The 25,856-nt window shown below is 40.5% G+C and carries 25 protein-coding genes; 14 read left to right on the top strand and 11 right to left on the bottom strand.

Going from position 1 to position 25,856, the window contains the following annotated elements:
* Positions 1–81: 81 nt before the first annotated feature.
* Both ygfZ and serA read right to left on the bottom strand, forming a co-directional pair.
* Complete coding sequence (gene ygfZ, locus BCU84_RS09430; RefSeq protein WP_102527840.1) at positions 82–1,041, bottom strand: tRNA-modifying protein YgfZ; 960 nt, start codon at positions 1,039–1,041, stop codon at positions 82–84.
* 153 nt (positions 1,042–1,194) lie between these two features.
* Positions 1,195–2,424 (bottom strand): phosphoglycerate dehydrogenase, encoded by a 1,230-nt coding sequence (gene serA / locus BCU84_RS09425; protein WP_102527839.1) that lies wholly within the window; start codon positions 2,422–2,424, stop codon positions 1,195–1,197.
* Between the two features lie 151 nt (positions 2,425–2,575).
* Here serA and BCU84_RS09420 point away from each other — a divergent pair, with 151 nt between their 5' ends.
* Together BCU84_RS09420 and BCU84_RS09415 are read left to right on the top strand one after the other, a co-directional pair.
* A complete protein-coding gene (locus BCU84_RS09420) occupies positions 2,576–3,187 on the top strand; it encodes a DUF2238 domain-containing protein (RefSeq protein ID WP_102527838.1) in 612 nt (203 codons plus the stop codon).
* Between the two features lie 220 nt (positions 3,188–3,407).
* On the top strand, positions 3,408–4,073 hold the full coding sequence (locus BCU84_RS09415) for a response regulator transcription factor (RefSeq protein ID WP_102527837.1): 666 nt from the start codon (positions 3,408–3,410) through the stop codon (positions 4,071–4,073).
* 72 nt (positions 4,074–4,145) lie between these two features.
* Here the strand turns inward: BCU84_RS09415 and BCU84_RS09410 are convergent, their stop codons facing one another.
* Positions 4,146–5,684, bottom strand: coding sequence for a curlin (locus BCU84_RS09410; RefSeq protein WP_102527836.1), 1,539 nt, complete (start codon positions 5,682–5,684; stop codon positions 4,146–4,148).
* A 657-nt stretch (positions 5,685–6,341) separates the two neighbouring features.
* Between BCU84_RS09410 and BCU84_RS09405 the strand changes: the two genes are divergently transcribed.
* From BCU84_RS09405 to katB, 4 genes are all read left to right on the top strand, one after another.
* Positions 6,342–8,843, top strand: coding sequence for a S8 family serine peptidase (locus BCU84_RS09405; RefSeq protein ID WP_102527835.1), 2,502 nt, complete (start codon positions 6,342–6,344; stop codon positions 8,841–8,843).
* A 149-nt stretch (positions 8,844–8,992) separates the two neighbouring features.
* Positions 8,993–9,442 carry a PaaI family thioesterase gene (locus BCU84_RS09400; protein ID WP_102527834.1) on the top strand — a complete coding sequence of 150 codons (450 nt, stop codon included), beginning with the start codon at positions 8,993–8,995 and terminating at the stop codon, positions 9,440–9,442.
* Positions 9,443–9,525: 83 nt separating this feature from the next.
* The gene (locus tag BCU84_RS09395) at positions 9,526–9,771 is read left to right on the top strand and encodes a YgjV family protein (RefSeq protein ID WP_102527833.1); all 246 of its coding nucleotides are present in this window, start codon (positions 9,526–9,528) and stop codon (positions 9,769–9,771) included.
* 353 nt (positions 9,772–10,124) lie between these two features.
* Entirely contained in the window at positions 10,125–11,585 is a 1,461-nt protein-coding gene (gene katB, locus BCU84_RS09390) for a catalase KatB (protein ID WP_102527832.1), read from the top strand.
* Between the two features lie 112 nt (positions 11,586–11,697).
* Here the strand turns inward: katB and BCU84_RS09385 are convergent, their stop codons facing one another.
* From BCU84_RS09385 to yjjX, 5 genes are all read right to left on the bottom strand, one after another.
* Positions 11,698–12,885 carry a membrane dipeptidase gene (locus tag BCU84_RS09385; protein WP_102527831.1) on the bottom strand — a complete coding sequence of 396 codons (1,188 nt, stop codon included), beginning with the start codon at positions 12,883–12,885 and terminating at the stop codon, positions 11,698–11,700.
* A gap of 41 nt (positions 12,886–12,926) precedes the next feature.
* Positions 12,927–13,310, bottom strand: coding sequence for a SufE family protein (locus tag BCU84_RS09380; RefSeq protein WP_229368577.1), 384 nt, complete (start codon positions 13,308–13,310; stop codon positions 12,927–12,929).
* A gap of 210 nt (positions 13,311–13,520) precedes the next feature.
* The gene (locus BCU84_RS09375; RefSeq protein WP_102527830.1) at positions 13,521–14,744 is read right to left on the bottom strand and encodes a cysteine desulfurase; all 1,224 of its coding nucleotides are present in this window, start codon (positions 14,742–14,744) and stop codon (positions 13,521–13,523) included.
* A gap of 121 nt (positions 14,745–14,865) precedes the next feature.
* Positions 14,866–15,906, bottom strand: coding sequence for an NADP(H)-dependent aldo-keto reductase (locus BCU84_RS09370; protein ID WP_102527829.1), 1,041 nt, complete (start codon positions 15,904–15,906; stop codon positions 14,866–14,868).
* Positions 15,907–15,986: 80 nt separating this feature from the next.
* On the bottom strand, positions 15,987–16,526 hold the full coding sequence (yjjX, locus tag BCU84_RS09365) for an inosine/xanthosine triphosphatase (protein WP_102527842.1): 540 nt from the start codon (positions 16,524–16,526) through the stop codon (positions 15,987–15,989).
* Between the two features lie 125 nt (positions 16,527–16,651).
* Between yjjX and BCU84_RS09360 the strand changes: the two genes are divergently transcribed.
* From BCU84_RS09360 to BCU84_RS09350, 3 genes are all read left to right on the top strand, one after another.
* Positions 16,652–17,437, top strand: coding sequence for a ribonuclease H family protein (locus BCU84_RS09360; protein WP_102527828.1), 786 nt, complete (start codon positions 16,652–16,654; stop codon positions 17,435–17,437).
* 320 nt (positions 17,438–17,757) lie between these two features.
* On the top strand, positions 17,758–19,050 hold the full coding sequence (locus tag BCU84_RS09355) for a serine/threonine transporter (protein ID WP_102527827.1): 1,293 nt from the start codon (positions 17,758–17,760) through the stop codon (positions 19,048–19,050).
* 129 nt (positions 19,051–19,179) lie between these two features.
* Entirely contained in the window at positions 19,180–20,547 is a 1,368-nt protein-coding gene (locus tag BCU84_RS09350; RefSeq protein ID WP_102527826.1) for an L-serine ammonia-lyase, read from the top strand.
* A gap of 118 nt (positions 20,548–20,665) precedes the next feature.
* Here BCU84_RS09350 and BCU84_RS09345 read toward each other — a convergent pair whose 3' ends face one another.
* Complete coding sequence (locus BCU84_RS09345; RefSeq protein ID WP_102527825.1) at positions 20,666–21,127, bottom strand: GNAT family N-acetyltransferase; 462 nt, start codon at positions 21,125–21,127, stop codon at positions 20,666–20,668.
* A 107-nt stretch (positions 21,128–21,234) separates the two neighbouring features.
* Here BCU84_RS09345 and BCU84_RS20990 point away from each other — a divergent pair, with 107 nt between their 5' ends.
* Together BCU84_RS20990 and BCU84_RS09335 are read left to right on the top strand one after the other, a co-directional pair.
* Positions 21,235–21,582: a hypothetical protein gene (locus BCU84_RS20990; protein ID WP_241906404.1), complete on the top strand. Its 348-nt coding sequence runs from the start codon at positions 21,235–21,237 to the stop codon at positions 21,580–21,582.
* Between the two features lie 173 nt (positions 21,583–21,755).
* On the top strand, positions 21,756–23,093 hold the full coding sequence (locus BCU84_RS09335; RefSeq protein WP_102527824.1) for a dicarboxylate/amino acid:cation symporter: 1,338 nt from the start codon (positions 21,756–21,758) through the stop codon (positions 23,091–23,093).
* Positions 23,094–23,187: 94 nt separating this feature from the next.
* On the opposite strand, the gene BCU84_RS09330 is transcribed toward BCU84_RS09335, so the two are convergent.
* The gene (locus BCU84_RS09330) at positions 23,188–23,607 is read right to left on the bottom strand and encodes an META domain-containing protein (RefSeq protein WP_102527823.1); all 420 of its coding nucleotides are present in this window, start codon (positions 23,605–23,607) and stop codon (positions 23,188–23,190) included.
* Positions 23,608–23,781: 174 nt separating this feature from the next.
* Here BCU84_RS09330 and BCU84_RS09325 point away from each other — a divergent pair, with 174 nt between their 5' ends.
* Genes BCU84_RS09325 through BCU84_RS09315 form a run of 3 tightly spaced genes read left to right on the top strand, consistent with a single transcriptional unit; the run spans position 23,782 to position 25,025 of the window.
* Positions 23,782–23,997, top strand: coding sequence for a hypothetical protein (locus BCU84_RS09325; RefSeq protein WP_102527822.1), 216 nt, complete (start codon positions 23,782–23,784; stop codon positions 23,995–23,997).
* Positions 23,994–24,554: a GNAT family N-acetyltransferase gene (locus BCU84_RS09320; RefSeq protein ID WP_102527821.1), complete on the top strand. Its 561-nt coding sequence runs from the start codon at positions 23,994–23,996 to the stop codon at positions 24,552–24,554. Before BCU84_RS09325 ends, BCU84_RS09320 begins: the two co-directional genes overlap by 4 nt.
* A 51-nt stretch (positions 24,555–24,605) precedes the next feature.
* On the top strand, positions 24,606–25,025 hold the full coding sequence (locus tag BCU84_RS09315) for a hypothetical protein (RefSeq protein ID WP_102527820.1): 420 nt from the start codon (positions 24,606–24,608) through the stop codon (positions 25,023–25,025).
* Between the two features lie 34 nt (positions 25,026–25,059).
* Here BCU84_RS09315 and BCU84_RS09310 read toward each other — a convergent pair whose 3' ends face one another.
* Positions 25,060–25,809 carry a GNAT family N-acetyltransferase gene (locus BCU84_RS09310; RefSeq protein WP_102527819.1) on the bottom strand — a complete coding sequence of 250 codons (750 nt, stop codon included), beginning with the start codon at positions 25,807–25,809 and terminating at the stop codon, positions 25,060–25,062.
* Between the last annotated feature and the right edge of the window lie 47 nt (positions 25,810–25,856).

Raw genomic sequence — 25,856 nt, 5'->3', positions numbered from 1 at the left:
TTAATATCTTATTATATAAAAAAGGATAAATACTTAATGTATTTATCCTTTTTTGCTTTACTACTGTACCAAGATAAATGATTAATCTTCCAACGAGTAAGGCAGTGCAATAACACTGAGCTCACTTGTTTCATCTTCTTTAATACGCAGTTTTGCATCATTTTCTGTGTCGTTAGCAAGAACCGCAGTGAGTAAGACTTTACCTTCATGCTGTACTGACTCAATGACTTTACCTGCACGACGAAATCCGTCTTCATCAGCAATTTCAATTTGAGTTTCGCTGCTAACTGTTTCTGATGCGGTTCCGGTAAGGATATATAAAGCACGCTTATTACCGCCGCGATACTTCATTCTTGCGATTGTTTCTTGCCCCATGTAACAGCCTTTTTCAAAGCTGATACCGTTGACGGCTTGTACATTACACATTTGAGGAACAAATTCGCCACTGTGGTTCGCATCAATATTGGCATAACCTGACTTGATTTCAAGAGCTTGCCAAGTTGCAGCCTCTTGTAAAATTTGTTCTGAAGCTGCAACTAACTCATGGGCTTTTACGGCTTCTGTGATAACAATGAAACGTTCACCATCTTTAAGGATAATAGTATCTGCAACTGTGGTTAATTCAGCTGTGATGTCACCAAATTGCTGGGCAATAAATGCTGCCGCTTTTTTCCCTGCCAAACCCAGGATGATTTTATCAGCGGTAACATCAATTAATTCAGCTTTACTGAAAACGGCATATTTTTGCCATTGCGCTAAGCTCAGAGGCAGGACTGAAGCAGGTAATAGGGCAAATAGCTGCTCAGCAATTGAAAAGGTTCTAAAGCTTGAAAGCATTTTACCTTTCGCATCGCAATGTGCCCCCCAACGCCATTGATCATCCTGTAATGACATGATGTCAGTCGTCACTTGACCGTGAATAAAGGTTTTGCCCTGTTCACCGGTTATTTCAATTAAGCCTAAATGAGTAAGATTGGCGACTAATAAGTCAGGAGAGGTATGTAAAAAATCCCAATCAGGCAGAGTCGTTGCAAGTGTCATAAACTAATTCCTAAGATGACCAACAGATATATGGATTGAGTGTAACGGAAATCATTAACGCTCAAAAGAAAAAGCTATCTCCAATTGAATGAAGATAGCTTTATTTCACAGTTCACCTGTACAACTAAAAGTACGTCAAATTAACACTGGTGGTTAAAATAAAACGCGAGTACGAATCGTACCTTCAATTGCTTTTAACTCGCCTAAGGCTTGTTCTGCTTGATTCGAATCAACTTCCATTACTACATAACCAATCTCTGCAGTTGTTTGCAGGTATTGTGCAGCAATGTTAATGCCTTTTTCAGAGAAGGCTTGGTTAATTTTAATCAATACACCAGGTCGGTTATGGTGAATGTGCAGTAAACGCGAAGTGCCTTTGTGTTGCGGTAAAGAAACTTCTGGGAAATTAACTGCAGAAACCGTTGAACCATTATCTGAATATTTGGCTAGCTTGCCAGCAACTTCAATGCCGATATTCTCTTGTGCTTCAGCTGTACTGCCACCAATATGCGGGGTAATGATGACATTATCTTGGCCGCGTAACGGGCTGATAAATTCGTCATCATTTGATTTTGGCTCGACTGGAAATACATCGATAGCTGCGCCAGCAAGGTGACCTGATTTCAATGCATTTGATAGTGCGTCGATATCAACCACAGTGCCACGAGATGCATTAATGAAAATACTTTTCTCGCGCATTTGAGCAAACTCTTTTTCACCAAACATATCTTTTGTTTGAGGCGTTTCAGGGACATGCAAACTGATCACATCAGCTTCACCTAATAACGTTTCTAACGAATGAATTTGGCTTGCGTTGCCTAGGGGTAGCTTATCTTCAATATCGTAGAAAACCACTCGCATACCTAAGGTCTCAGCTAAAATACCAAGTTGAGTACCAATATGGCCGTAACCAATAACACCAAGGGTTTTCCCACGGACCTCATAGCTGCCACTGGCACTTTTAAGCCAGCCACCACGATGGGCATGAGCATTTCGCTGAGGAATACCGCGCATTAGCATGATGATTTCACCTAAGACTAACTCTGCAACACTGCGGGTATTAGAAAAAGGCGCATTAAATACCGGTACACCGAGCTTTTCAGCAGTGGCGATATCAACTTGGTTTGTGCCAATACAGAAACAACCAATGGCGACGAGTTTTTCAGCATGATTTAACACGTCTGCAGTTAATTGAGTACGGGAACGCAAACCAACAAAGTGCGCATCCTTAATGGATTGCAGCAACTCATCTTCAGGTAAAGATGCTTTATGGTATTCAATGTTTGTGTAACCTGCACGCTCAAGTACATCGACCGCAGTTTGGTGGACGCCCTCCAACAGCAGGATTTTTATCTTATCCTTGTCAAGCGAGTGTTTCGCCATGATATGGGTACCCTCTTATCAATAGTTATGCTTATGTTATGCTGATATAAACGCCCGACCAAAGTAGCATTTTTTTTAACGCTTGTAGAGGGCTAGATGGCTAAAGTTAATATTCTAATTCTAGAACAATATCATCTAAGAGGGATTTAGTTTGAATAAGAAAGTTATATGGATAGTTATATATTGCGCAGTTTTAGTTTGGTCAGTCATTTCGCCTAAAGATATGTTTACATGGTGGTTAGAAGCATTACCTGCTTTATTGGCAATTCCTATCTTATTTTTCACACGTGATCGGTTTCCGTTAACACCACTTTCCTATGTTTTAATACTCATTCATTGCTGTGTGTTACTCGTTGGAGCTAAGTACACCTATGCAGAAGTGCCTTTATTTGATTGGATAGCGCAGTGGATGGGGAGCGATAGAAATAATTACGACAAAATAGGCCATTTAGCTCAAGGGTTTATTCCTGTCATTTTAGCTCGTGAGGTCATGCTAAGAAACCAAGTACTACAACCCGGGTATTGGTGTCAGTTTTTGTCTGTATGTTTCGTTCTGGCATTTTCAGCTTTTTACGAATTAATCGAGTGGTGGGTTGCTATTGGAACAGGTGAAGATGCAGAAGCATTTTTAGGTACTCAAGGTTACGTCTGGGATACTCAATCTGACATGTTGATGGCCTTATTAGGAGGTATTAGTGCTTTAGTAGTGCTTACTCGATTGCATAATAAACAGTTAGCATCACTGATAAAAAATAAAAATTAGTGTTTTATGCTTTTTGTAGCATGAAGTTAAGTTTTTTTATGCTATTAATAGAGGGTATTAGAAGGACTTATCGTTTTATTTAATGCGTTAGTATGACAAAAAAACCATATTAACTAGTTAAAATATACTATGATTGAGTATTGTTACTATTTTGTTATCGAAATTCAGGAAGAAACCCGTTAGATCGGGATGTTAGGGATGCTTTTCAGGGAGAAAAGTGATGAGCTCAAATATTGATGAATTAGTTTTCTTACACCAAGTTGCAGCGCCATGTAATTTGGCCATTCTTGCGGAATCAATAGGTCTTAAAACCAGGATAGTTAAACATGCTAGTGATTTGGAAGTAGAAAAAAATTCCAACAGTTTTTATTTGGTGGCGCAAAAGGGCGCTGCTTTGGACAGTAAAGGGATACCTTTACTTGTGTCTCGTTTGGTTAACCATGTGCCAGTTGCTTTATATCAAGTTGAGCGAGGCTCCTTAGATCAAGAGTCAGCGTTATTACTGGGCGTAAGAGGGCTACTCTACTCCGATCAACGTATGGACTTGATGTTGACAGGGCTGCGTAAAATGGTAGCTGATGAACTTTGGTATGACAGGCCGTTAATCAGTAAAATTTTCCGTAGATTAGTACAAAAGTTAGATGCTAATACGGAGATTCCACCAGATACAGTTGCCATGCTTCAGATGCTAACTAGTCGCGAAAGAACGATTATCCAACTTGTGTCTAGTGGTGCGAGAAATAAAGAGATAGCCCATCGCTTATGTATTAGCGAGCACACAGTTAAAGCACATATTTCTTCTATTTTTCGTAAAACTCAGTCGCGAAATAGAGTTGAGTTATTACGTTGGGCACAAACTTATCAAGCCCACTTTGAATTTGCGTAATTTATAGATTAAATCAAAACAAAAGGGAGCATATAGCTCCCTTTTTTGTTTTATGTTGTCAATACTCGAATATTAATTTTGATATACAGTCGCAGTATTGAAATCACCGGTTTGAGAAACATTAATCATGCCGTTTTCGCCGATTTGTGAGCCAATGACTAGGTTATCATTACCCATTTGCGAGATAGTTAAGTTATTGCTGTAACCATCGACTGAGAAGTAACCTTCATCACCGCCAATCCAGTTTCCGTCACCTTGTTGAGTAATATCAACGACGTGTTCATCGCCAAAAGCAACTACGTCAGTGAGGTTAAATTCACCGTCTTGAGCAATATCGATAACTTGAGCAATACCGATATTAGTCAAGCTCGCTTCGTTATCTGAACCTACTTGCTCAGTAGTCACTTCATTTTCAAATCCAATAGTATCTACATAAGCAAAGTTAGTATCGCCTGTCTGATCAACTGTCACCATATTGTCATCTAAATTAACAAACACTGCGACTTCATTGTTCATGCCTTCAGAGCTAACGCTGACCTCATTGCCAAAGCCATAAGTCCCTGATGCGACATAGTTTGATTCACCATCCTGTAATACTGTGACGGTATTTTCATCTCCGCTGGTTTCAAATTCTGTTAAATTAGACATACCAGCTTGATCGATATCGATGACATTGTCATTACCAGAAATGACAGCGATGTTAGCATCACCTACTTGGTTATCTGTACCATCTTGGTAGATATAGACTTCATTGCCATCGCCAGTTGCAAATTCAATCACAGCGCTGTTTACATCACCTGATTGGTCGATAACGATGTCGTTACTATTACCTGTAAGGCTAGCCACAACCCCTGTATTAGCATAACCAGATTGATTGATTTCAATGTTATTGCTGTCGCCGTATACGCCAATGGCTGCACCAAAGTTTTCGTCACCTGATTGGTCAACGAATAAGACATTGTCATTACCTACATTGGCTGTAGCACCCGGTGCGACAAGTCCTGCTTGGTTATTATTACCATCTTGAGTGATGACACCTTCGTTACCATTACCATCAACACGGAATACTGCTAAGTTAGCTGAACCATATTGTGTGGATTGCGTAAGGTTACTATCACCTACATGTTGAATGATGCTGTTGTTCTGAAATCCATCTTGCATAGTGTCAGCGATGTTTTCGTTACCGAGTGCAGTAGTTTCACTGGTATTCCAAAAACCTGATTGATTCACGGTCGCTTGGTTATCATTACCGGTAATAGCGACATTAGAAATATGCCAATCATCTACTTGGTTAGTCGTAACAAGATTCCCATCACCTGCAGAAGTTATATATGACTCTTGCCAATCACCAGATTGAACAACCTCAGCTATTTGATCATTTCCGTTTTGGGTGACTTCAGCCACATGGCGTGAACCTGACTGTGATACTGACGTATCCTGACCTAGGCCATTTTGCTCTACGGTTGATTGGTTATTAACAGCAGCTGCAACTTCTGCTGATTTTTCAACGGATGCAACACCAGGCAGTGATAATCCTGTAGCTGAAACGGGTAAAGCGAGGCTAGTAGCGATGGCGAGTGAGATTAACGATAACTTTGTTTGCGACTTCATTTGACGCTCCCTGTAAGGATATTGAGTGAGTTGATAGCTGTTTTACTATCTTTCAATATTGAAATTCGCCTTCTAAATACAAACAAATCAGGCTTAAAAAAGCCAATGTTGATTATCTGATATTTGAAGGTGAGCAAGTAAGTAAACTTGTTATTGACGTTCATCAATATGAATTAGCTAGGGCATTAATAATCAAAATATAAACCTAAGAAATTGCTTATTCGATATCTCTTTATCGGTTTAATTCTTTGCTGACGTATTTGATTACTAAACCGCATCCTTTAGCTGATTTGACAAGTTACAGAGTTAACTTACGGATTGAAGAGAGTTATCTCAATCGGAAGAATGGCTATATTTTTGAGGGTTTTTAACAAGAGAACTTTCGTACTACAAAGTTTTAAGTTGTTGTTATATATGGTTTTGTGTTGTTGTTTTTCGTTTGTAGGCGAATTACTTACACTAATAGGATTAGTAGTTTATTACTATTTAAGGTTTAGCTACTTTTATTCTGCTTTCATTATGACAACAATCAAAAGGCTACAACAATTCCGGGTTTCACTTCGTGGAAAACCAACTCGCTTAATAGGCTAATGGAAAAGCTACCAGTGTTGAGGTACCGGTTCTGGGAATTAATAATGGAATATAGGAAAGCCAGAAATGATAAAAACAATGACTCCAATTGCAATTGCAATTGCTTCTACTATGGCACTAAATGTTGCCCCTGCAATCGCTAAAAACAAAGTTGAATACAAGAAAGATCAAATTCTTGTGGTTTATAAAGATAATGTCACTAAATTCGAAAGACTTTCAGCACAGCGTTTAGTGAACGGTACGTTAACCGATAAGAATTTAGATGGTATTGATGATAAATTTCAACATTTATTATCAGGTCGTCTTGCAAAACTTGAGTTAAAAAGTGGCAGTGATTTAGATGCCGCGATTAAAATGATCAGTAAACACCCTGCGGTTAAATATGCTGAGCCTAACTACACATATAGAGCACTAGGAATGCCAGATGATCCTAGTTTTGTTGATATGTGGGGCTTACATAATACAGGCCAATCAGGAGGAACCTCTGGAGCTGACATTGATGCAGTGGCTGCTTGGGACATCACCACGGGCAGTAGTAACGTGGTGATTGGTGTGATTGATACTGGTGTTGACTATAACCATCCTGATCTCGTTGCCAATATGTGGGTAAACCCAGGTGAAATTGCAGGAAACGGCATTGATGACGATGGCAATGGCGTAATCGATGACATTCATGGCTATAACCCTACAACAGGTACTGGTGATCCTATGGACGGCAATGGCCATGGTACTCACGTGGCGGGCACTATAGGTGCGACTGGTAATAATGGTGTTGGTGTAGTGGGCGTTAACTGGGACGTCACTATGATTGGTTGTAAGTTCCTATCAGATGGTGGAACGGGGAGTACTGAAGACGCCATAGCGTGTATTGATTATTTTACTAACTTAAAAGTTAATCATGGTGTTGATGTTAAAGCGACAAACAACTCATGGGGTGGCGGTGGATTTAGCCAAGCACTTAAAGATTCCATTGAATCGGCAGGTGATCAAGGCATCTTATTTGTTGCTGCAGCGGGTAATGACGCCATAGATAATGATGTTAATCCACATTATCCATCAAGTTATGACTCAGATGTTGTACTTTCTATTGCGAGTACTGATAGAAATGATGCAATGTCGGACTTTTCACAATGGGGCCTTACAAGTGTTGATATGGGGGCGCCAGGCACATCGATTTTATCAACTTTCCCTAATGATAGTTATGGTACTATTTCAGGCACTTCTATGGCAACGCCACATGTCGCCGGGGCTGCAGCATTAGTTTGGTCTGTTGCACCTGATATTGGCGCTGTTGAAATGAAGCAGCTATTAATGGATTCAGGTGAAGTTAATGCTGGTTTAACGGGCTTAACTGTTGCAGGTACCCGATTGAATGTCGCAAATGCTTTAGATGCAGCAGATCCTGATCCTTCATTTAATTTATCAGCTTCGCCAAGTTCGCAGTCGGTAGAAGCGGGTAGTGCTGTTAGCTATGACTTCTCTGTTGGCAGTATTGCTGGTTGGGATGATCAAGTGAGTTTAACTGTATCGGCTTCTCCAGCGTTAGATGGTGTCAGTTTATCAACCGCCACCGCAATGGCTGGTGATAATTTTACCCTCGATGTGGCGACATTAGACGATGCTGCTTGGGGCAATTATGTATTGACCGTATCTGCCGATGACGGTATGACAGTCAAAGATAAAGCTGTTGCGTTGACAGTATATCCGGCTGGATTAAATGACTTTACTTACGGTAATGATACGCCAGTTGATATTTCAGACAATACCACTATCACAAGTACGATTGAAATCGCTGACCCTGTTCAAATCTTTGATTTAGCAGTTAATGTCGATATTTCACATACTTGGATCGGTGATCTAATCGTAACCTTAACCTCACCAAATGGTACAGAGGCAGTGTTACACGATCGTGCTGGCGGTAATACTGATGACTTAGTTCAGACTTGGAGTTTATCTGAGTTTGATGGTGAAGTTGCTGCTGGTACGTGGACCCTGTCAATTTCAGATAATGCTGGTGGCGATACCGGTGCACTTAATAGCTGGGGACTCGATATTTCTGCGCTAGGTGAAGCAGCACCAGCAGCGCCTCTGGCAAGTTTTGATTATGATGTTGATGGATTAATGGTGACTTTCACCAATACTAGTTCAGATATTAACGATGATATTGTCAGTTACGAGTGGGATTTTGGTGATGGCAATATGTCTTCAGATGTCTCTCCTGCTTATATGTATGCAGCTGGTGGAACGTATACTGTTTCTCTTGTTGTGACTGATAGCGAATCGCAGACTGATACTGTTTCTATGGATGTTGAAGTATTTGAATATTCAATTGATGCAGCAGTTACACGCACAATGAAGTCTCGCCGAGGTAGTGCGCTAGTCGATTTAACTTGGAGTGGTGCAGTGGGTGAAGATGTCGCTATCTATCGTGATGATGTCATGGTGTCTACAACGTCTAATGATGGTCGCTTCCGAGATCGTTTCACTGACGCGCCAGCAGAAGTGACTTATAAAATATGTGAAACAGAGTCTAGCTTATGCTCAGATCCTATTGTTGCAGTTTTTTAATGTTTCAATAATTCTATGTAAATAGAGTGAAAATGAAAGAAAGGGATGGCTTGCCATCCCTTTTTATATATAAGCATTTTTTGTAAATGCTTTGATATTAAAAGGCTAATCAGTAGACTAATGATAATTTATTACTTTGGATGGATGTCATGAGTATTTGGTTTAGAGAAGTTACATTAGAAGATTGTGCCAAAATGGATATCGGGATGCATGGAAAGGGTACCTTGATGAAAACACTAGGGATTAAAGTGACTGAAATTGGTGATGATTATATGGTGGCAACAATGCCTGCCGATCCTTCAGTACATAACCCTCTTGGTATTGTTCATGGTGGTGCCAATGTCGCACTTGCTGAAACTGTTGCCAGTTACGCAGCTAACTTTGTTGTCGACTTCGAAAACTTTTACTGTGTTGGTCAAGAAATCAATGCTAATCACTTAAAAGCATCGCGTAAAGGCGAATTAATTGCCACAACTAAGCCGGTACACATAGGCAAAAGAAGCTCAGTCTGGGAAGTGCTTATAACTAACAGCGCTGGTGAATTGTGTTGTATTTCGAGAATGACAGCAGCCGTAGTAGCACGTAAATCAACTAAATAAACATAACTGTCGAAACTTGAACCTGTGTGAATGATTAAAATTAACTACACTGACAATATGATGCTTTTAAAGAAGGATGATGAATGGAAGCTGCAACAATTTGGGAATGGGTAGGCTACCTCGCTTCTGTCGTGGTCGCGATTTCGTTGATGATGTCTAACATCAAAAAACTTCGCTGGTGGAATTTAATTGGTGCTGCACTATTTGTAGCCTATGGATTGGCTATTGACGCAATCCCTGTTGCCTTAGTTAACTTTTTTATTGTACTTATAGATGCATACTATTTAGTTAAACTATATCGTGAGCCGTCCAAGCCTGTAGACAATTAGAAAGGCTATTGGGTTACGCTGGTTAAATTATTATGCGGCTGCATTTTAAGAGATAACTTATTAAGTTACCAGCCTGTAAAGTATTGATACATAACTTACATTTATTGTTGTTTTAGATCAAACTCAGCTATTAAGTCGTACAATATTATAAAAAGAGTGATGCAATGCATCGCTCTTTTTTTATTTGTTTAATCGTATTTATCAATCAAGGTAATCAGATTTAATCGTTTTTACATTTAATCTTCGATTGGTATTATGAATTCAATGAAACACAGCCAGGAGAGATATCGTGGCAACAGTATTTGATTTAATTGAACAATGGTTACTAGCTGAATAATTTAAAGGTAAATAAAATGAACAATAACTACTTAACAAGCCAGAATGGCGCTCCAATTGCCGACGATCAAAACTCTCTGTCTGCTGGTGAACGCGGGCCGCTATTACTGCAAGATTGGCATTTAATTGAAAAGCTTGCTCATTTTAACCGCGAAAGGATCCCTGAGCGTATCGTACATGCAAAAGGTACAGGTGTTTACGGTAAATTTACCTTAACCAAAGATCTTAGTGATTACACCATTGCAGAACATTTTAACGGCGTAGGTAAAGAGACTGAGACGTTTATTCGTTTCTCTACAGTAGGTGGAGAAATGGGTAGCGCAGATGCTGAGCGTGATCCTCGTGGTTTTGGTCTGCGTTTTTATACTAAGCAGGGTAACCATGACATTGTTGGTAATAATACACCGACTTTCTTTTTAAGAGACGGGATCAAGTTCCCTGATTTCATTCATACTCAAAAGCGCAACCCGCAAACCAATTTAAAAGATCCTCAAGCGATGTGGGATTTCTGGTCATTAAACCCTGAAGCCATGCATCAAGTGACAATTTTAATGTCAGACCGTGGTATCCCAGCTAACTATCGTCAAATGCATGGTTACGGTTCGCATACATTCTCTTTCTGGAATGCAAAAGGTGAACGTTTCTGGGTTAAGTTCCATTTTAAATCACAGCAAGGTGTAGTGAACTTAACTGGTGAACAAGCCGACGTGCTAAAAGGCATTGATCCTGATTCATCACAGCGCGACATGGTTGCAGCCATTGCGGATAGTAATTTTCCTAAATGGACAGTGAATGTGCAAATCATGCCTGAAGCAGAAGCGAATACGTATGCTATCAACCCATTTGATTTAACTAAAGTTTGGCCGCATTCTGATTACCCACTGATTGAAATTGGTGAACTAGAATTGAATCGCATGCCTGAAAACTATTTTGCTGAAGTTGAGCAAGTTGCCCTAGCACCAAGTAACTTTGTACCAGGTGTGGGCGCATCGCCAGATAAAATGCTTCAAGCACGTTTGTTCTCGTATGCAGATGCTCAGCGTTACCGTATCGGGACTAACTACAATCAGTTACCTGTGAACTGTCCGCACGCAGCTAAAGCCAATCATCATCAACGTGCTGGTGCAATGGCTGGGACTCAATGTCCTTACAATGGCTCGCAAACCGGTGCTGATTCAAGCGCAAACTATGGCCCTAATACGGTAGATGGTGGTCTTAAAGATACGAGTCAATTTGCAGAGCCACCGTTAAGACTTGATGGCGAAGCTGACAGATATAGCCGTTACGACCAAGATGATTATACGCAAGCGGGTAACCTGTACCGTATTTTCAGTGAAGAAGAGAAGCAACGTTTAGTTGAAACTATTGCTGGAACGTTGAGTCAAGTGACTGCAGATGTACAACAGAAAATGGTTGCGCACTTTACTCAAGCAGACGCAGATTATGGTCAACGAGTTAACGCGCTTTTACAAGCTTAGTTAATTTGTAGGTTTAAAAAACTAAAAAGGAAGGCTGAGCCTTCCTTTTTTATTACTTAATTTTTAGCAATTAAACAATGTAGATTTAATTTTTTGTTGAAAAAGCATAGGGTTAAACCAGTACTTGATTTAACACTCTTTGCCAGTTGCCACCTAAGAAGCGGTCTCGATCGCTCGATTTATAGCGCGCTTTTGCTAACGCATCATCAATACGGCTCATTCTATCGATATTGTTGAGTTCAGGAATAACCACATGTTGCGGTAGACTTTCAAAGCCCAAGACATTCTTTTCAGCTAAACTTTGCCACCAAGCGTGATACTGTTTAACGCCTTCTGCATTGTTATTATCTAATGCTAATAAGTTCTCTTGACCTCGTAGAGGGTAATCATTGGCGATGGCTACAGCGTTTACGCCACCAATTCTGGCGACTCTATCAAGTTGACGAATGTAATCATCAAGAGTGGGTACAGGCTCATTTGTGAGCCAAAAACTCATCATGAATACCCCAAACACACCACCTGTATCGGCAATCGCTCGAATGACTTCATCGGGTGAGCAGCGAGCGTTATTCACAATAGAGCGAACAGCGCCATGGCTTTGCACAATAGGCATGGTGCTGGCTTTTGCGGTATCAAGTGCTGTTTGAGGGCTTGAATGACTCACATCAATCAAAATATTACGTTGGTTTAGCGCACTAATTAATTGCTGGCCATCTGTTGTCAGCGGTTTATTTAATCCTTGAGTACCATCATTATCGAGCGCGCCGCCAGCAAAGCGGTTGCCATAATGGTGGGTGAGTTGTAGAACACGTAACCCGTGCTGATGGAATTCATTTAAATGCTGCCAATGCTCGCTGTTTTCGCCTTCATTATCGTCAAAGCTATCGTCTTCAACACAGTCAGCGCCTTGAATTTGAAAGTAAACTGCAGTGCGCTGCTCTTCTCGGGCAATGGCGATATCGCGACCACTTAAGCCCTGCATTAAAATCGTCGGGTTATCATTAACGATTTTTTCTGCCTTTTTAATACTGGCGATACAAGCTTTATAACTGCGCTTATAGTTGGTGGTACCATCAGCTTGGGTAATGGCTTCAATATCTGAAATATCGCAAATGTAGGCATCGAGTTTTGAGGCGCGTACATCATCAAGGTTTTCGGGTAAGAAACTGAGCCCATCGATATAAAGTCGTTTTTTGGATTGCGCAAGTACAGATGAGCTGTAAAGCGGGCATAGTAAAGAGGCTGCTGCTATGCCCTTTAATAGTGTTCGGCGGCTTTGGTTACAAGCGCTTATTGTCATGTGGTTTCCTTTTTAGACGCTTGTAATCATGGTTAACTTGATTATGTTGCGGCAAATTGCTTAATAGCATTGGCTAGTGCGGTTAACCCATTGGTACGAGATGGACTGAGTTGACCACTTAATCCTAATTGCGTGAAATACTGTTCTAAGTCGAAATTAGCAATTTCGCTGGTGGTCTTCCCATGGGTTGCACTTAGCAGTATAGCAATAAGACCCTTAACTATACGTGAATCGCTGTCGGCACAAAAAAAGTGTGCTGACTCAAGTTGATGGTGATACAACCAGGCTTGGCTTTCACAACCTTTCACCTGAGCCGCTTCTACTTTATAGGCTTCAGCTAATGGTGCAAGTACTTTACCTACCAACATGATCTGGCGATATTTATCTTGCCAATTCTTAGCATTTTCAATCGCAATAACCGCCAGTGAGACTTTCTCATCTAATGGTAAAAAAGCGCTTGCTGCAGGTTGTAAGATTGCGGTGTCAGATGTGCTATTTGTATTCAAGGAAAGCCTCTTAAATGGATCGTTTACTCATGGGTATTATTGGTGTCTTATTACTGCAAACACAATTAATTACTTGATGATATAAATACTCTCAATTACTTGATGACATAAATGCTATCTATTACTTGATTATAAGAGTAATGCTTTGACATTGACGAGTGCAGTAATGAATTGGTCAATATCCTGCTTATTGTTGTAAATCCCTATGGATGCTCGACAGCAACCTTTTATGGCCAAAAGGTCCATTAATGGCATCGCACAGTGATGCCCGCATCTAACTGCAATACCTTGCTGGTCTAGCAAGATACCCACATCTTGATGGTGTTCATTAGCAAGATTAAATGCAATAGCACCAGTATTATTAGCGTTTGCGCCATATAGGGTGATGTCACCTAATTGTGTTAGTTGCTGTTGTAAATACTCCAGCAGAGATTGCTCATGTTGTCTGACTTGCGCTTTAGGTAGGCTATTGATAAAACTGATTGCAGCACCTAAACCGATGACTGCTGATATTGCAGGTGTTCCAGCTTCAAGTTTATTAGGCAAACTGCCAAATGTTGTACCCGTAAAGCTAACTGTTTTGATCATCTCACCGCCGGTCAGCATAGGCACTAATTGATCAAGTTGCGCGAAACGGCCATAGAGGATGCCTACGCCCGTTGGGCCATACATTTTATGACCTGAGAATACATAGAAATCGCAATCAATTTGTTGAACATCTATATCAAAATGAGCAATGGCTTGTGCGCCGTCAACCAATGTTATGGCACCTGCTGATTTTGCTTTTTGTACTAAGGTTGCTACATCGTTGACTGTGCCTAAGGCATTAGTGACATGACTTAATGCGACAAGCTTAGGCGAGAGAGTTAATAGTTGCTCAAAAGCGCAATGATCTATTGATAAATTGTCATTCAGTGGAATGGGCTTTATGGTCGCGCCTGTGCGTTTAGCGAGTTCTTGCCAAGGCACAATATTGGCGTGATGCGCAGCGCTATCCACCAAAATAATATCATTTGCGCTAATTTGCTGACTTATACCATAAGCAACCATGTTGATTGACTCAGTGGTGCCGTGAGTAAAAATGATCTCTTCAGCTTTAGCGCTATTGATAAAACTTTTTACTTGTTCGCGTACGGTTTCATAATGCTTCGTCGCACGGGCGGATAACTGATGAGCAGCGCGATGAACATTGGCATTGTCGAATTGATAGTAGTGATTGATAGCATCGATGACTGATTGTGGCTTTTGACTGGTAGCTGCGGTATCTAAATAGCACAGAGGGCTTTCGTCCAATTGCTGGGCTAATGTAGGAAATTGGGCTCTTATCGCATCATGTTCAAACGCTATTGTCATTGCAGGCTCATTATTAATGAAGTATCACACTGGGCATTAACCCAAAAAAAGAAAAGCGTCACGATCTTCATAGAAAGTGACGCTTAATGCAAGTATACAATAGCTTTAACTGGCTTTTAGCTTATGGGCAGGGCATACGATAAAGGTTCGATAGCTGGTTTATTCTTGCTAGCAATTCAGGTGTCAGACTGACATCAAGGCTATCTATGTTTTCTTTAAGTTGCTCAAGGTTGGTTGCGCCAATAATATTTGAAGCCACAAACCGTCTCGAATTGACGAAAGCCAATGACATTTGTGCTGGGCTTAAATGAAATTCACGAGCTAAGTCGACGTAAGCTTGGGTTGCCTCGAGTGCCATTGGCGTCGCGTTATATCTCGCAAAGCGTTTAAAGACGGTTAACCTTGCTTGTTCTGGCCATTGGTTATGTTCATATTTACCTGTTAAGGCACCAAATGCGAGTGGAGAGTAGGCCAGTAATGGCAGTTCTTCACGATGACTGATTTCAGACATACCTAATTCAAAGCTACGATTAAGCAAGTTATAAGGGTTTTGCACACTGACAATACGCGGTAAGCCATGTTTTTCAGCTAAACGTAGGTATTGCATTAATCCCCACGGGGTTTCATTGGATACACCTATGTAGCGTACTTTGCCTTGACGAATAACTTCAGCTAATGCTTCAAGAGTTTCTAAAATAGGGGTTTGCTGTTCATCATCTAAGTGGTCATACAAAAACTCACCGAAAAAATTACAGTGTCTGTCAGGCCAGTGCAATTGATATAAATCGATAGTGTCGACTTGCAGGCGTGCGAGTGAGGCATCGACAGCCTGATGAATATTAACCCAATCTAGTGCCATGTTAGGGCGAATAAAGTCACTTTTAGGCCCTGCCGCTGACACTTTAGTGGCGATGACTAAATTGTCACGGTTATCTCGCTGTGAAAGGTAATGACCAATAATGCGTTCAGTTTCACCCTGTTTTTCAGCATTAGGAGGCACGGGATACATTTCAGCAGTATCAATAAAGTTAACGCCGCGATTAATGGCGTAATCCATTTGTTCAAAAGCGTCACTTTGGGAGTTTTGTTCTCCCCACGTCATGGTGCCTAAACATATCTTGCTAACATCAAGGCTAGAATGCGGAATGCGTTGATATTCCATTTATATCTCCTATGGAATGCAGTTAGTTTGACGTTAGCAATGTTTGCCAATAAAAAAAAGTGACGAATGAGGACAAAGCGTTAATTGCTGAATATATCAGCATTGATAAAAGGTGCCATGGCCAGAATAATGGCTTGAGTATAGATACTCTCACGGGTGGCTAGTCCTTGTGTGAGTAAGCCAATGGCGCCGCCTTTTTGTTTAATGTTGTTGGTATTAAACAACCTATCCATGACGTGTCCCAACTCTTCACCTTGCTCGAGTGCCTGGTACACTTTAAGTGGTAGTGGCAACAAAGCACTTCGGCCAACAGACAACTGTTGCTTATGCAAAATGGCCATATAGGCAAATGTGGCTGGGCCGTGATCAAAATTATCTACACCACCTTCCATGGCAATATAAAAATCTGCATCTTGCTGTTGCGCCTGACAATATTGGGCTCGGTTTATTGCGCCTAGTTTTGTATCTGCCTCAGTCATGGGTTGATCTGCGACTAAAGATGGCGCATGAATACCCTGACATATGATGTTGTGATCTGGAAAATATTGACTAAAAGCCACTTTAGCCGCGTTAACTTTAACTGGGTTTTTCGAGCCGACGGAAATAATGAGTTGCTTCATAGTGGTTTCAATTTCTAGATGAGTAGGTTCAGACATAGTTTTTTGTTTGGTGAGTTATTTTTAATAGCGCCATAAGATACACTGGACACATTAAGCATATTACCTGATTTATATAGAGAGTCATCATGGCAAAGAAGTTTTATGTGGTATGGGCAGGCCGAGAAACGGGCGTGTTTACCAGTTGGGATTACACTAAAAAGCAGGTAGATAAATTTCCCCAAGCGAAATACAAGTCTTTTCCTACAGAGGCACAAGCGAAAGCGGCATTTGCGGCATCACCGGCTAGCAGTATGGGTAAAGCAACAGCAAAAGCGGGCTCGGCCAGTAATAACAAGCCTGTAAAAAGTAATGCTGTGGAATCGATCAAAACTAAACTGGTCGATCTAAGTACTCACGATACCATCGTATTTACCGATGGCGGCTGTGAGCCAAACCCAGGTAAAGCAGGTTCTGGTATGGCGGTTTATCGTCAAGGCCAAATCAGCGAGTTATGGTATGGGCTATATAATGCTAACGGAACCAACAACAGCGCAGAGCTAAATGCTTTATATCAAGCGTTGTTAGTCGCTGAGAAAAGCATTAATGCACAACAAAGCGTTAAGGTAATGAGTGACTCACAGTATTCAATTAACTGTATTACCAACTGGGCGTACGGCTGGAAGTCAAAAGGTTGGAAACGCAAAGTTGCTGGAGATATTGCTAATTTGGAGGTGATCCAACAAGCCCATGAATTATATGATCGCATAAAAGAAAACATGGCTATTGCTCACGTGGCAGCGCATATCGGTATTGAAGGTAATGAGCTTGCCGATCGCATGTCAATTTACGCCATCGATAAGAAGAATCCGGATTTTACCCTCTATGATAAGCCGATTGACTTAAGTGCCATTTTAGCGCTTAGAACGGGTTAACCTTTTAAGGATATACATTCTCAATAATATTTATTTCAACTGTATTATCGTACTTATAAAAAATCACTTAATGTGGCTGTAGCGTACATAAAATAAGAGTTACAGCTATTTTAGGTGTTGCTTTATTAGTGCTTTTGTTAATGTTTATATTAAGCATTGTTAATGACTTTGTTATCTGATCGTACCAGTTGACTATCTTGCTCGCAAAATGCTTATTATTTTTTGGAAGTCGAGCCAAAAAATGACCTAGATCATATTTCGCTATTTAGAATTCTATATTCTTCGCCGTGAAATTAGTTACCTCATTTAAGGTCATTTTTATGCAAAGAGATTCAATCAATGCGCAGGATGTTGCAGTTGCAGCTCAAGAAGAGCAAACCCCAGTAAAAGGCTGGTCACGCCAAGACACTACTTGGATGCTTAGTTTGTTTGGTACCGCTGTTGGTGCAGGTATTTTATTTTTACCGATAAATGCTGGTATGGGTGGGTTTTGGCCATTAGTGTTAATGGCAATCATCATCGGCCCTATGACTTACCTCGCTCATCGTGGTTTATCTCGCTTCGTTTGTTCTTCTAAAAACCCTGGTAGTGATATCACTCAAGTGGTTGAAGAGCATTTTGGTGTCAGTGCAGGTAAAGCCATTACTGTCCTGTATTTCTTTGCTATCTTCCCTATTGTGCTTATTTATGGTGTTGGTATCACTAACACGGTAGATAGCTTCATCGTAAACCAGCTTGGTTTTGCTTCACCTCCACGCATTATTTTATCTGCAGTACTGATTATTGGCATGATGTCAGTAATGGTTGCGGGTGAAAAATTCATGTTGAAAGTGACCCAGTTCTTAGTTTATCCGCTTGTGGCTATTCTTGCATTTATGTCTTTCTACCTGATCCCTGATTGGAAATTAGATGCATTACAAGTTGTGCCTTCTGCTGGTGAATTCCTTGGTACTGTGTGGTTAACTATTCCAGTACTGGTGTTTGCATTTAACCATTCACCTGCTATTTCACAGTTCTCAGTGTCACTTAAACGTGAACATGGTGACAATGCAGCCAAAAAAGCCGACGTGATTTTACGTAACACGTCAATGATGCTTGTTGGTTTCGTCATGCTCTTCGTATTCTCTTGTGTATTGTCTTTAAGCCCTGCACAACTTGCTGAAGCAAAAAGTGAAAACTTAGCTATTTTGTCTTACTTAGCCAATGTTCATTCAAGCGGCTTTGTTAGCTACTTCGGTCCTATCATTGCATTCATTGCGATTATCTCTTCTTTCTTTGGTCATTACTTAGGTGCGACTGAAGGCTTAAAAGGCATGATCACTAAACAATTACGTAGCAGTAATAAAGAAGTGTCTGATGCAAAATTGAATAAATTCATCTTAGGCTTCATGTTCTTCAGCATTTGGATTGTTGCGGTAATTAACCCTAGCATTCTAGGCATGATTGAAGCGTTAGGTGGTCCAATTATTGCGGCAATTCTTTACCTAATGCCAATGTATGCTGTGCATAAAGTGCCTGCTTTGAAAGCGTATCGTGGTCGTATCAGCAACGTATTTGTTGTGATTGCAGGTCTGTTAGCAATGACGGCAATTCTATTTGGTTTAATGAGCTAATCGCTTTTAATCAACAGTATTAAGCCGTTCATTTTAGTTGTGAGTGGTTATTCGAGGAGTGCAATCTGTGCTCCTCTTTTTCTTGTTTTAAGCTGTGCTGCTTTGCCAGTAGAGCATTGAGGTTTATTTATGTTTAGTGCATTTGAAATCTTTAAGATTGGTATTGGTCCTTCTAGTTCTCATACCGTTGGGCCGATGAAAGCGGCGAATTGTTTTATTAATGATTTAATCGAGCAAGGTCAACTAACACAAATCACTAAGTTTACCGTTGATGTTTACGGCTCATTGTCTTTAACTGGTAAAGGTCATCATACTGATATTGCTATTATTATGGGACTTGCTGGTAATGAACCTGAAACGGTAGAAATTGAAAGCATTGAACCTTTTATTGCACAGGTAGAGAAAACCCAAGAAATCATTATTGGTGATGCCATTCACCACGTTGATTTTCCACATGATGCATTAATATTCCACCCTGATACTTTGCCATTGCATGAGAATGGCATGAAGCTACATGCATGGAGTGGTGATAAGTGTGTTTATAGCAACACCTACTATTCTATTGGTGGCGGCTTTATTGTTGAAGAAAAAGACTTTAACCAAAGTCATTCTAATGGTGTTGAAGTGCCGTTTCACTTTAACTTTGCCGATGAGCTTGTTGCTCATTGTCAGCAGTCTGGATTAAGCATCAGCGGCTTGATGAAGCAAAATGAATTATGTTTTCGCAGCGAAGAAAACATGTATTCAGGTTTTAGTTTAGTGTGGAAAACCATGCAAGATGCCATTGAAAAGGGCTGTAATACTGAAGGCGTTTTAGCTGGACCTTTGAAAGTATCACGTCGCGCTCCTGCATTACATCGAGAGTTACTTCGCAGTGAAAAAGTGAGCAATGACCCGATGGAAATCATCGACTGGGTTAATTTATTTGCATTAGCGGTCAGTGAAGAAAATGCGGCTGGTGGCAGGGTTGTGACCTCACCGACCAATGGTGCAGCTGGGATCATTCCTGCGGTACTGGCTTACTACAACAAGTTTATCCAAAAAGTTGGACCCAAAGAATGCAGCCGTTACTTTTTAGCCGCTGCTGCAGTAGGCTCGCTTTATAAACGCAATGCATCGATTTCTGGCGCTGAAGTTGGTTGTCAAGGCGAAGTGGGCGTTGCATGTTCAATGGCTGCAGCTGGTTTAGCTGAACTGATGGGCGGCTCACCTGCACAAGTGTGTATGGCTGCCGAAATTGGTATGGAGCATAACTTGGGGCTAACTTGCGATCCGGTTGCAGGCCAAGTTCAAGTACCTTGTATTGAACGTAATGCTATTGCATCTGTTAAAGCGATAAACTCATCGCGTATGGCGCTTCGTCGTAATTCAGAACCGAGAGTGAGCTTAGACAAGGTGATTGCTACCATGTATGAAACTGGTAAAGATATGCATGTTAAATATCGTGAAACCAGCCAAGGCGGCTTAGCGATTAAAGTGGTTAATTTGTGTGCGTAAATGTGTGCCGTTTTATCTGCTTCGTTTAGTGTTCTAAATAATAAAAAGGCTTTCAAATGAAAGCCTTTTTTGTTTACGAGATTGTCCACTTCATTGCGTTATTTCTATTCGCTGTACGTTATGCCTTTGAGCCTTCAGCAAGCTCTTCGTACATCAGGTAGTGGCTTTGCTCCATACCTAATGAGTCATAGGTTTTCTGCGCAGCTAGATTATCGTGCTCCACATATAATCTGAAACTTGCTGCACCACCCATTTCAGCTGCCTTGGTTTTTACAGTTTGATAAAGCTTGGCATAGATCCCTTGGCGACGATTTTGTGGACGAATATAAACACTCTGAATCCAACAATAATTAGTTGCGCGCCAGTCACTCCACTCAAGTGTCACCATTAAAGAGCCAACAATTTCCCCCTCAATTTCAGCCACTAAATAAAAGCCTTTTTCTGGGCTGTTAAGCATAGTGTCGACGCCCTTGGTAAGCAGTGCATTGTCTAATGACAAGTTTTCTGTCTCCATTGCCATGGCTTGGTTAAATTCAACTAATGCTGCTAAATCTGATAGTTGGCCTTTTCTTATTTTCATTGTGGCTCCTTGATGCGAAAGAGTTGCATATTTTTACGACATTTTTATTCGACTAAAGTCTAAGCTGCTATGCTTAATACTCATCTTGTATGGTTTGAGAGAATGCTATGAATAAATCAAAATATCAATTCAGAGTATACCGCTACTTTGCGCATCCTAATCGTATTAGTTACGCCATTAACGAGCAATTGCAGGCTTCATATCTTGCAGCTACTCCTAATTCACAGCCGGTAATTAACCATGTGCTGCACTTTACATTGACCTTAATGACTTTTGGGTTATGGGCCATTGTGTGGTGGTGGCTAATATTAAGAGCGCGTGGGGAGCAAGATAATCTTTTTGCAGGCTTTGATGATGACTATTGGAGTTACTTGATTGAAAGAGAGCGCCCACCTGCGGCGCTTTATCCTATAAAAGTAGGAAAAGAGCGAGTTGAGTGTATTTTCGAGGCCTAATGCTATTTATTAAGCTTTAGCGATGCGTAAGATGATATAGATCACCCATCTGATTGTAATTGTCGTGCTAGTATGCCGCGCCGATTCTGCTGATTATTGCCATAAATCAACTCAATATGCCGTTCGGCGCGAATTTATTACAACTCACTTACTCAATCTGCAAGGTTTACATCATGTCAAAACATGCTCCGTCACTGCCAAGTCGAGTTTGGTCTCGCTGGATGTCAGTTCCGTTATGGTTACAAATTCTTATCGGGATGGTGTTAGGTATTATTGCTGGGGTCAGCTTAGGCGAAGATGCAAGCTATCTTAAGCCGATTGGTACTTTATTTGTTAACACCATTAAAATGCTCATTGTGCCGCTAGTATTTTGTTCGTTAATTGTCGGGGTTACCTCGATGCAAGATACCGCCAAGATGGGGCGAATTGGTTTTAAATCCTTTGCATTTTATTTAGGTACAACCTCTATTGCTATCAGCATTGGCTTATTGGTTGGCAATATCATGCAGCCGGGAGCCGGACTTGGTTTACAAACTAGTGAGATCATTAATGAAGTGAAAGAAGTGCCCACCTTAATGGACACCTTGATTAATATCGTACCCACTAACCCTGTAGCTGCGCTGGCAAGTGGTCAGATTTTACAGGTGATTGTATTTGCAGTTGCTTTGGGTATTTCACTGGTATTGATAGGCGATCACGGTAAGCCCGCTATTCGAGTATTTGAAAGTTTAGCAGAAGCCATGTTCAAGCTAACTGATCTTGTCATGAAGCTGGCTCCTTATGGCGTCTTTGGCTTGATGGCTTGGGTTGCTGGCGAGTATGGCCTTGATATGTTACTGCCATTAATTAAAGTGATTATTGCCGTTTATGTTGGTTGTGCTTTGCATATCTTAGGTTTCTACAGCCTAGTGTTAAGTGCATTCGGTAAACTGAATCCGATTCAATTTTTCAAAGGCATCGGCAATGCAATGGCGGTGGCATTTACCACTTCAAGCTCTGCGGGCACATTACCTGCAAGTATGAAATGTGCTAGCGAAAACTTAGGGATTAACAAGAAAATTTCAAGTTTCGTATTACCGCTTGGTACGACAATCAACATGGATGGCACCGCACTTTATCAAGGTGTAACGGCGTTGTTCGTCGCTCAAGCATTTGGTATTGATTTAACTTGGGTTGATTACATCACCATTATATTAACCGCAACGCTTGCGTCTATAGGTACCGCTGGCGTACCTGGTGCGGGTCTTGTGATGTTAACATTAGTATTAACCACAGTTGGTTTACCGCTAGAAGGTGTAGCGATTATTGCCGGTATCGACCGCGTGTTAGATATGGCGCGAACAGTGGTTAACGTATCTGGTGATTTAGTTGCAACAACGATTATTGCCCGCTCTGAAGATGAGATTGATGTAGAGCATTACAATGCAGATATGGAGCAATCAGCGATTATTGCTCAACACGCTGAGGTCGATATGAAGCAGAAAGTAGAAGATAATATTCGAACGAGTTAGCGCTCTATTGACTGGTTTTATTCGTTTCGAGAAACAAAAAAGAGTCGTTTCATCATTGATTAATTGATGAAACGGCTCTTTTTTATCATGAGATTTAATCTTCTTTCTTGGTTAACACTAATAAGTTAGCACCCGCATCAGACTTTAATAATAATTTGCCTGATTTTGATATTGTGATGTTAGTGACGAGTGGCATCGCTTTCATCACGCGCTGTTCTTGCTTCATCAGTACATCAACGCATGCCATCATGCTTGAACCTGCTGGTAAAAGTGTTAATTGGTTTTCTTCTTGTTCATACTCACCAAAAAACTGATTGCAGCTATTATTACCTGATAGTTTGCCGTCAGCGGCGAAAATGATTTCAGCAGGACTGTGATTGATTACGGCTTCAGATAATGCTGACTCCACATGCCAGTTACCTACTATATTGATTTCTTCAGCTTGATGACTGTTGCTTTGACAAGCACTAAGGCCGAAAATAACCAAACAAGCAGTGAAAATGGTTTTTATCATGATGGATTGATTCCAATAAGGATGCTAATACGTATTAATATCCATAGTATATACTGTGTTTTGCGGTTATTTTTCACTTTCAACAAGATTTAATCTTTTAACGTATAAAAGTTGCTGTTTTAGGTATTCAAATCAATTTATCTTTCGGTTTATTTCTTAATAAGAGTTGCGCTAATGAGTAAGATTTTTAAGATGATGCATATGCTTGGGTTATTGTCTGTTGGCATAGGTGCGAGCTTGTACCTTTTTACTGACTTCGCCAACGAAGTCAGCGGCATGTTGCTTGTTGCCAGTTTAATTGGCGTTGGCTTATTAATCATGGCACCTTACCCTGTTGCGTTAGTATTTGATTGGGCGCAAAAACAAAATGGTGATAACGCTTCTAAATGAATATCAAATACCGATTAGCAAATGAAGCTGATGCTAATGCTATTGCTCAGCTTGAAAAGCAGTATATGAATGATGAATTATCTTCTTCTGCAGACGTGATGTCTGGTCAGTGTTTTTCTAAAATACAAATAAGTGAGTTGATTAAAAAAGGCTGGATTATGTTGGCTGAAACAACAGAAAATGAAAATGTTGTCACAGCTATTATTGGTTACGTTATTGCGGGTCCATGGTCATGGTTTCAAGCTTGGGGAATTTATGCCCACGTACTACGCAAAATGAATGATATTGAAGTCGGCTTTAGTCGACTAAGCTCAAACAATAGCTGCCAGTATGGACCAATATGGATACACCCCAATTATCGTGGTCGGGGTATCTTTGAGCAATTAGTGCAACAACTTAAACGTAAAGTTTCAGCCAAATACAGCTTTATGGTGACATTTATTGCTGAAGAAAATGCGCTCTCCTTTGCCGCGCACACTAAGAAATCGCCAATGGAAGTCGTGGATTACTTCAGCTTTCAACAACGTGATTACTATTTGTTAGTGATGAAAAACTAGCCCTAATCACTCTAATCTTTTTATTAATCTTTTAAATTGAGTAATCCCGTTATGGCACATTCTGAATCGATAACCTTTGAACAAGTATTTCAACCTTATCTGCATTTAAGGTTGGCAGCGTTTGAAAACCTAAAAATTGTGGTTGGTGTTTTGGCGGCTTTGGAAAAGCATTATTCAGCCTTTGAAATTGAACTTAACCCTCAACTCTTCATTTCACAAGCGAAGGACAAAAGCAGTTCAAGCGCTGAGGGCAAGTCACCACTCAACTTGAAGCCATATTATATTGTTGAAACTGAGTTTGGTAATATTGTGTGCGGCCGCACAAATGGTTATGAAGAGGCCATAAAACTGATAGCAACAGATGCTGAACCTATTGATTTATCTTCAGGCAAGTCGGTTAATGTGCCTATTCTTAGTCTGCAGCAGATTTCATTTATGTGTGTTGAAACTTCACACTTCGATCATTGTTAATCAGGTCGTTAAGTTCAAATGCTAATTGAACGCCTTATTTTGAAACAAGCTTCATCAGAATTAAGGGCCTATCTGGCTGTTGGTACTTAAGAAATAATTGTTGGATATCATTATCAGGTTTGTGGCAAACGATAAAACCATAAGCTTGATAAAATGGTTCAAGTTCGGGAATCGCAAAAACATAAGCTTGTTCGGGTAATAATTCAGGTTTTATATATTCCAGTAATTGATGAGCAAACCCTTGTCCTCGTGCAATTTGTGCGACGACTAATCCAGTGACCAATTGACACTTGCCGATAGGTTTAATTCGAATGCTGGCTTCAATTTTACCCAGTGAACCCAATGAATCTTTGGCTTCAACCTCTATGTTTATGCCTTGATTCAATTCAGATAAATCATCACTCAAATCATCACTTAAATCATCACTCAAATCATCACTTAAATCATCACTTAAATCATCACTCAAATCATCACTCAAATCATCACTTAGAACATCACTTAGAGCTCCACTCAAGCCAGCATTTACTACGCTATCATTTTGCAGTTTGCGATAAGCACCTTTTGTACTGCTATTTCTTATGAGTGCGATGCGATCGTTAATACTGGGTTTTGAGTAACTTAAATGTTGGCGATAAAAAAGTTTTATTTCAGACCACTGCATTTGGGCGAGTAAAATCTGGTTATTGTCTTGTTTGGGAGTTTGTTCATGGCTTTTTTCAAGGTTGTGTTTAGGCTTCTGCTTATGAGTGAGCAGAAACGCTGGAGGGGAAAACCACTCAGGCATGGGCACAATGATCCTGTCAATTTTTATAAGTAATCTGAGTTTTGTGT

The sequence above is a fragment of the Shewanella sp. 10N.286.51.B7 genome (genome assembly GCF_002873615.1).
GTDB classification, from domain to species: Bacteria; Pseudomonadota; Gammaproteobacteria; order Enterobacterales; family Shewanellaceae; genus Shewanella; species Shewanella electrodiphila.
The sequence above is the reverse complement of the archived record's forward strand: the minus strand, read 5'-3'. Positions and strand labels throughout refer to the sequence as shown.

Excerpts from the sequence above, each read along its gene's own strand:
- BCU84_RS09330 (WP_102527823.1), bottom strand. The coding sequence starts at position 23,607 with ATGATAAAAACCATTTTCACTGCTTGTTTGGTTATTTTCGGCCTTAGT.
- BCU84_RS09375 (WP_102527830.1), bottom strand. The coding sequence starts at position 14,744 with ATGACAATAGCGTTTGAACATGATGCGATAAGAGCCCAATTTCCTACA.
- BCU84_RS09350 (WP_102527826.1), top strand. The coding sequence starts at position 19,180 with ATGTTTAGTGCATTTGAAATCTTTAAGATTGGTATTGGTCCTTCTAGT.
- BCU84_RS09320 (WP_102527821.1), top strand. The coding sequence starts at position 23,994 with ATGAATATCAAATACCGATTAGCAAATGAAGCTGATGCTAATGCTATT.
- BCU84_RS09385 (WP_102527831.1), bottom strand. The coding sequence starts at position 12,885 with ATGACAATAAGCGCTTGTAACCAAAGCCGCCGAACACTATTAAAGGGC.
- BCU84_RS09325 (WP_102527822.1), top strand. The coding sequence starts at position 23,782 with ATGAGTAAGATTTTTAAGATGATGCATATGCTTGGGTTATTGTCTGTT.
- BCU84_RS09395 (WP_102527833.1), top strand. The coding sequence starts at position 9,526 with ATGGAAGCTGCAACAATTTGGGAATGGGTAGGCTACCTCGCTTCTGTC.
- BCU84_RS09405 (WP_102527835.1), top strand. The coding sequence starts at position 6,342 with ATGATAAAAACAATGACTCCAATTGCAATTGCAATTGCTTCTACTATG.
- katB (WP_102527832.1), top strand. The coding sequence starts at position 10,125 with ATGAACAATAACTACTTAACAAGCCAGAATGGCGCTCCAATTGCCGAC.
- yjjX (WP_102527842.1), bottom strand. The coding sequence starts at position 16,526 with ATGAAGCAACTCATTATTTCCGTCGGCTCGAAAAACCCAGTTAAAGTT.
- ygfZ (WP_102527840.1), bottom strand. The coding sequence starts at position 1,041 with ATGACACTTGCAACGACTCTGCCTGATTGGGATTTTTTACATACCTCT.
- BCU84_RS09355 (WP_102527827.1), top strand. The coding sequence starts at position 17,758 with ATGCAAAGAGATTCAATCAATGCGCAGGATGTTGCAGTTGCAGCTCAA.
- BCU84_RS09415 (WP_102527837.1), top strand. The coding sequence starts at position 3,408 with ATGAGCTCAAATATTGATGAATTAGTTTTCTTACACCAAGTTGCAGCG.
- serA (WP_102527839.1), bottom strand. The coding sequence starts at position 2,424 with ATGGCGAAACACTCGCTTGACAAGGATAAGATAAAAATCCTGCTGTTG.
- BCU84_RS09360 (WP_102527828.1), top strand. The coding sequence starts at position 16,652 with ATGGCAAAGAAGTTTTATGTGGTATGGGCAGGCCGAGAAACGGGCGTG.
- BCU84_RS09335 (WP_102527824.1), top strand. The coding sequence starts at position 21,756 with ATGTCAAAACATGCTCCGTCACTGCCAAGTCGAGTTTGGTCTCGCTGG.
- BCU84_RS09410 (WP_102527836.1), bottom strand. The coding sequence starts at position 5,684 with ATGAAGTCGCAAACAAAGTTATCGTTAATCTCACTCGCCATCGCTACT.
- BCU84_RS09310 (WP_102527819.1), bottom strand. The coding sequence starts at position 25,809 with ATGCCTGAGTGGTTTTCCCCTCCAGCGTTTCTGCTCACTCATAAGCAG.
- BCU84_RS09400 (WP_102527834.1), top strand. The coding sequence starts at position 8,993 with ATGAGTATTTGGTTTAGAGAAGTTACATTAGAAGATTGTGCCAAAATG.
- BCU84_RS09315 (WP_102527820.1), top strand. The coding sequence starts at position 24,606 with ATGGCACATTCTGAATCGATAACCTTTGAACAAGTATTTCAACCTTAT.
- BCU84_RS09370 (WP_102527829.1), bottom strand. The coding sequence starts at position 15,906 with ATGGAATATCAACGCATTCCGCATTCTAGCCTTGATGTTAGCAAGATA.
- BCU84_RS09345 (WP_102527825.1), bottom strand. The coding sequence starts at position 21,127 with ATGAAAATAAGAAAAGGCCAACTATCAGATTTAGCAGCATTAGTTGAA.
- BCU84_RS20990 (WP_241906404.1), top strand. The coding sequence starts at position 21,235 with ATGAATAAATCAAAATATCAATTCAGAGTATACCGCTACTTTGCGCAT.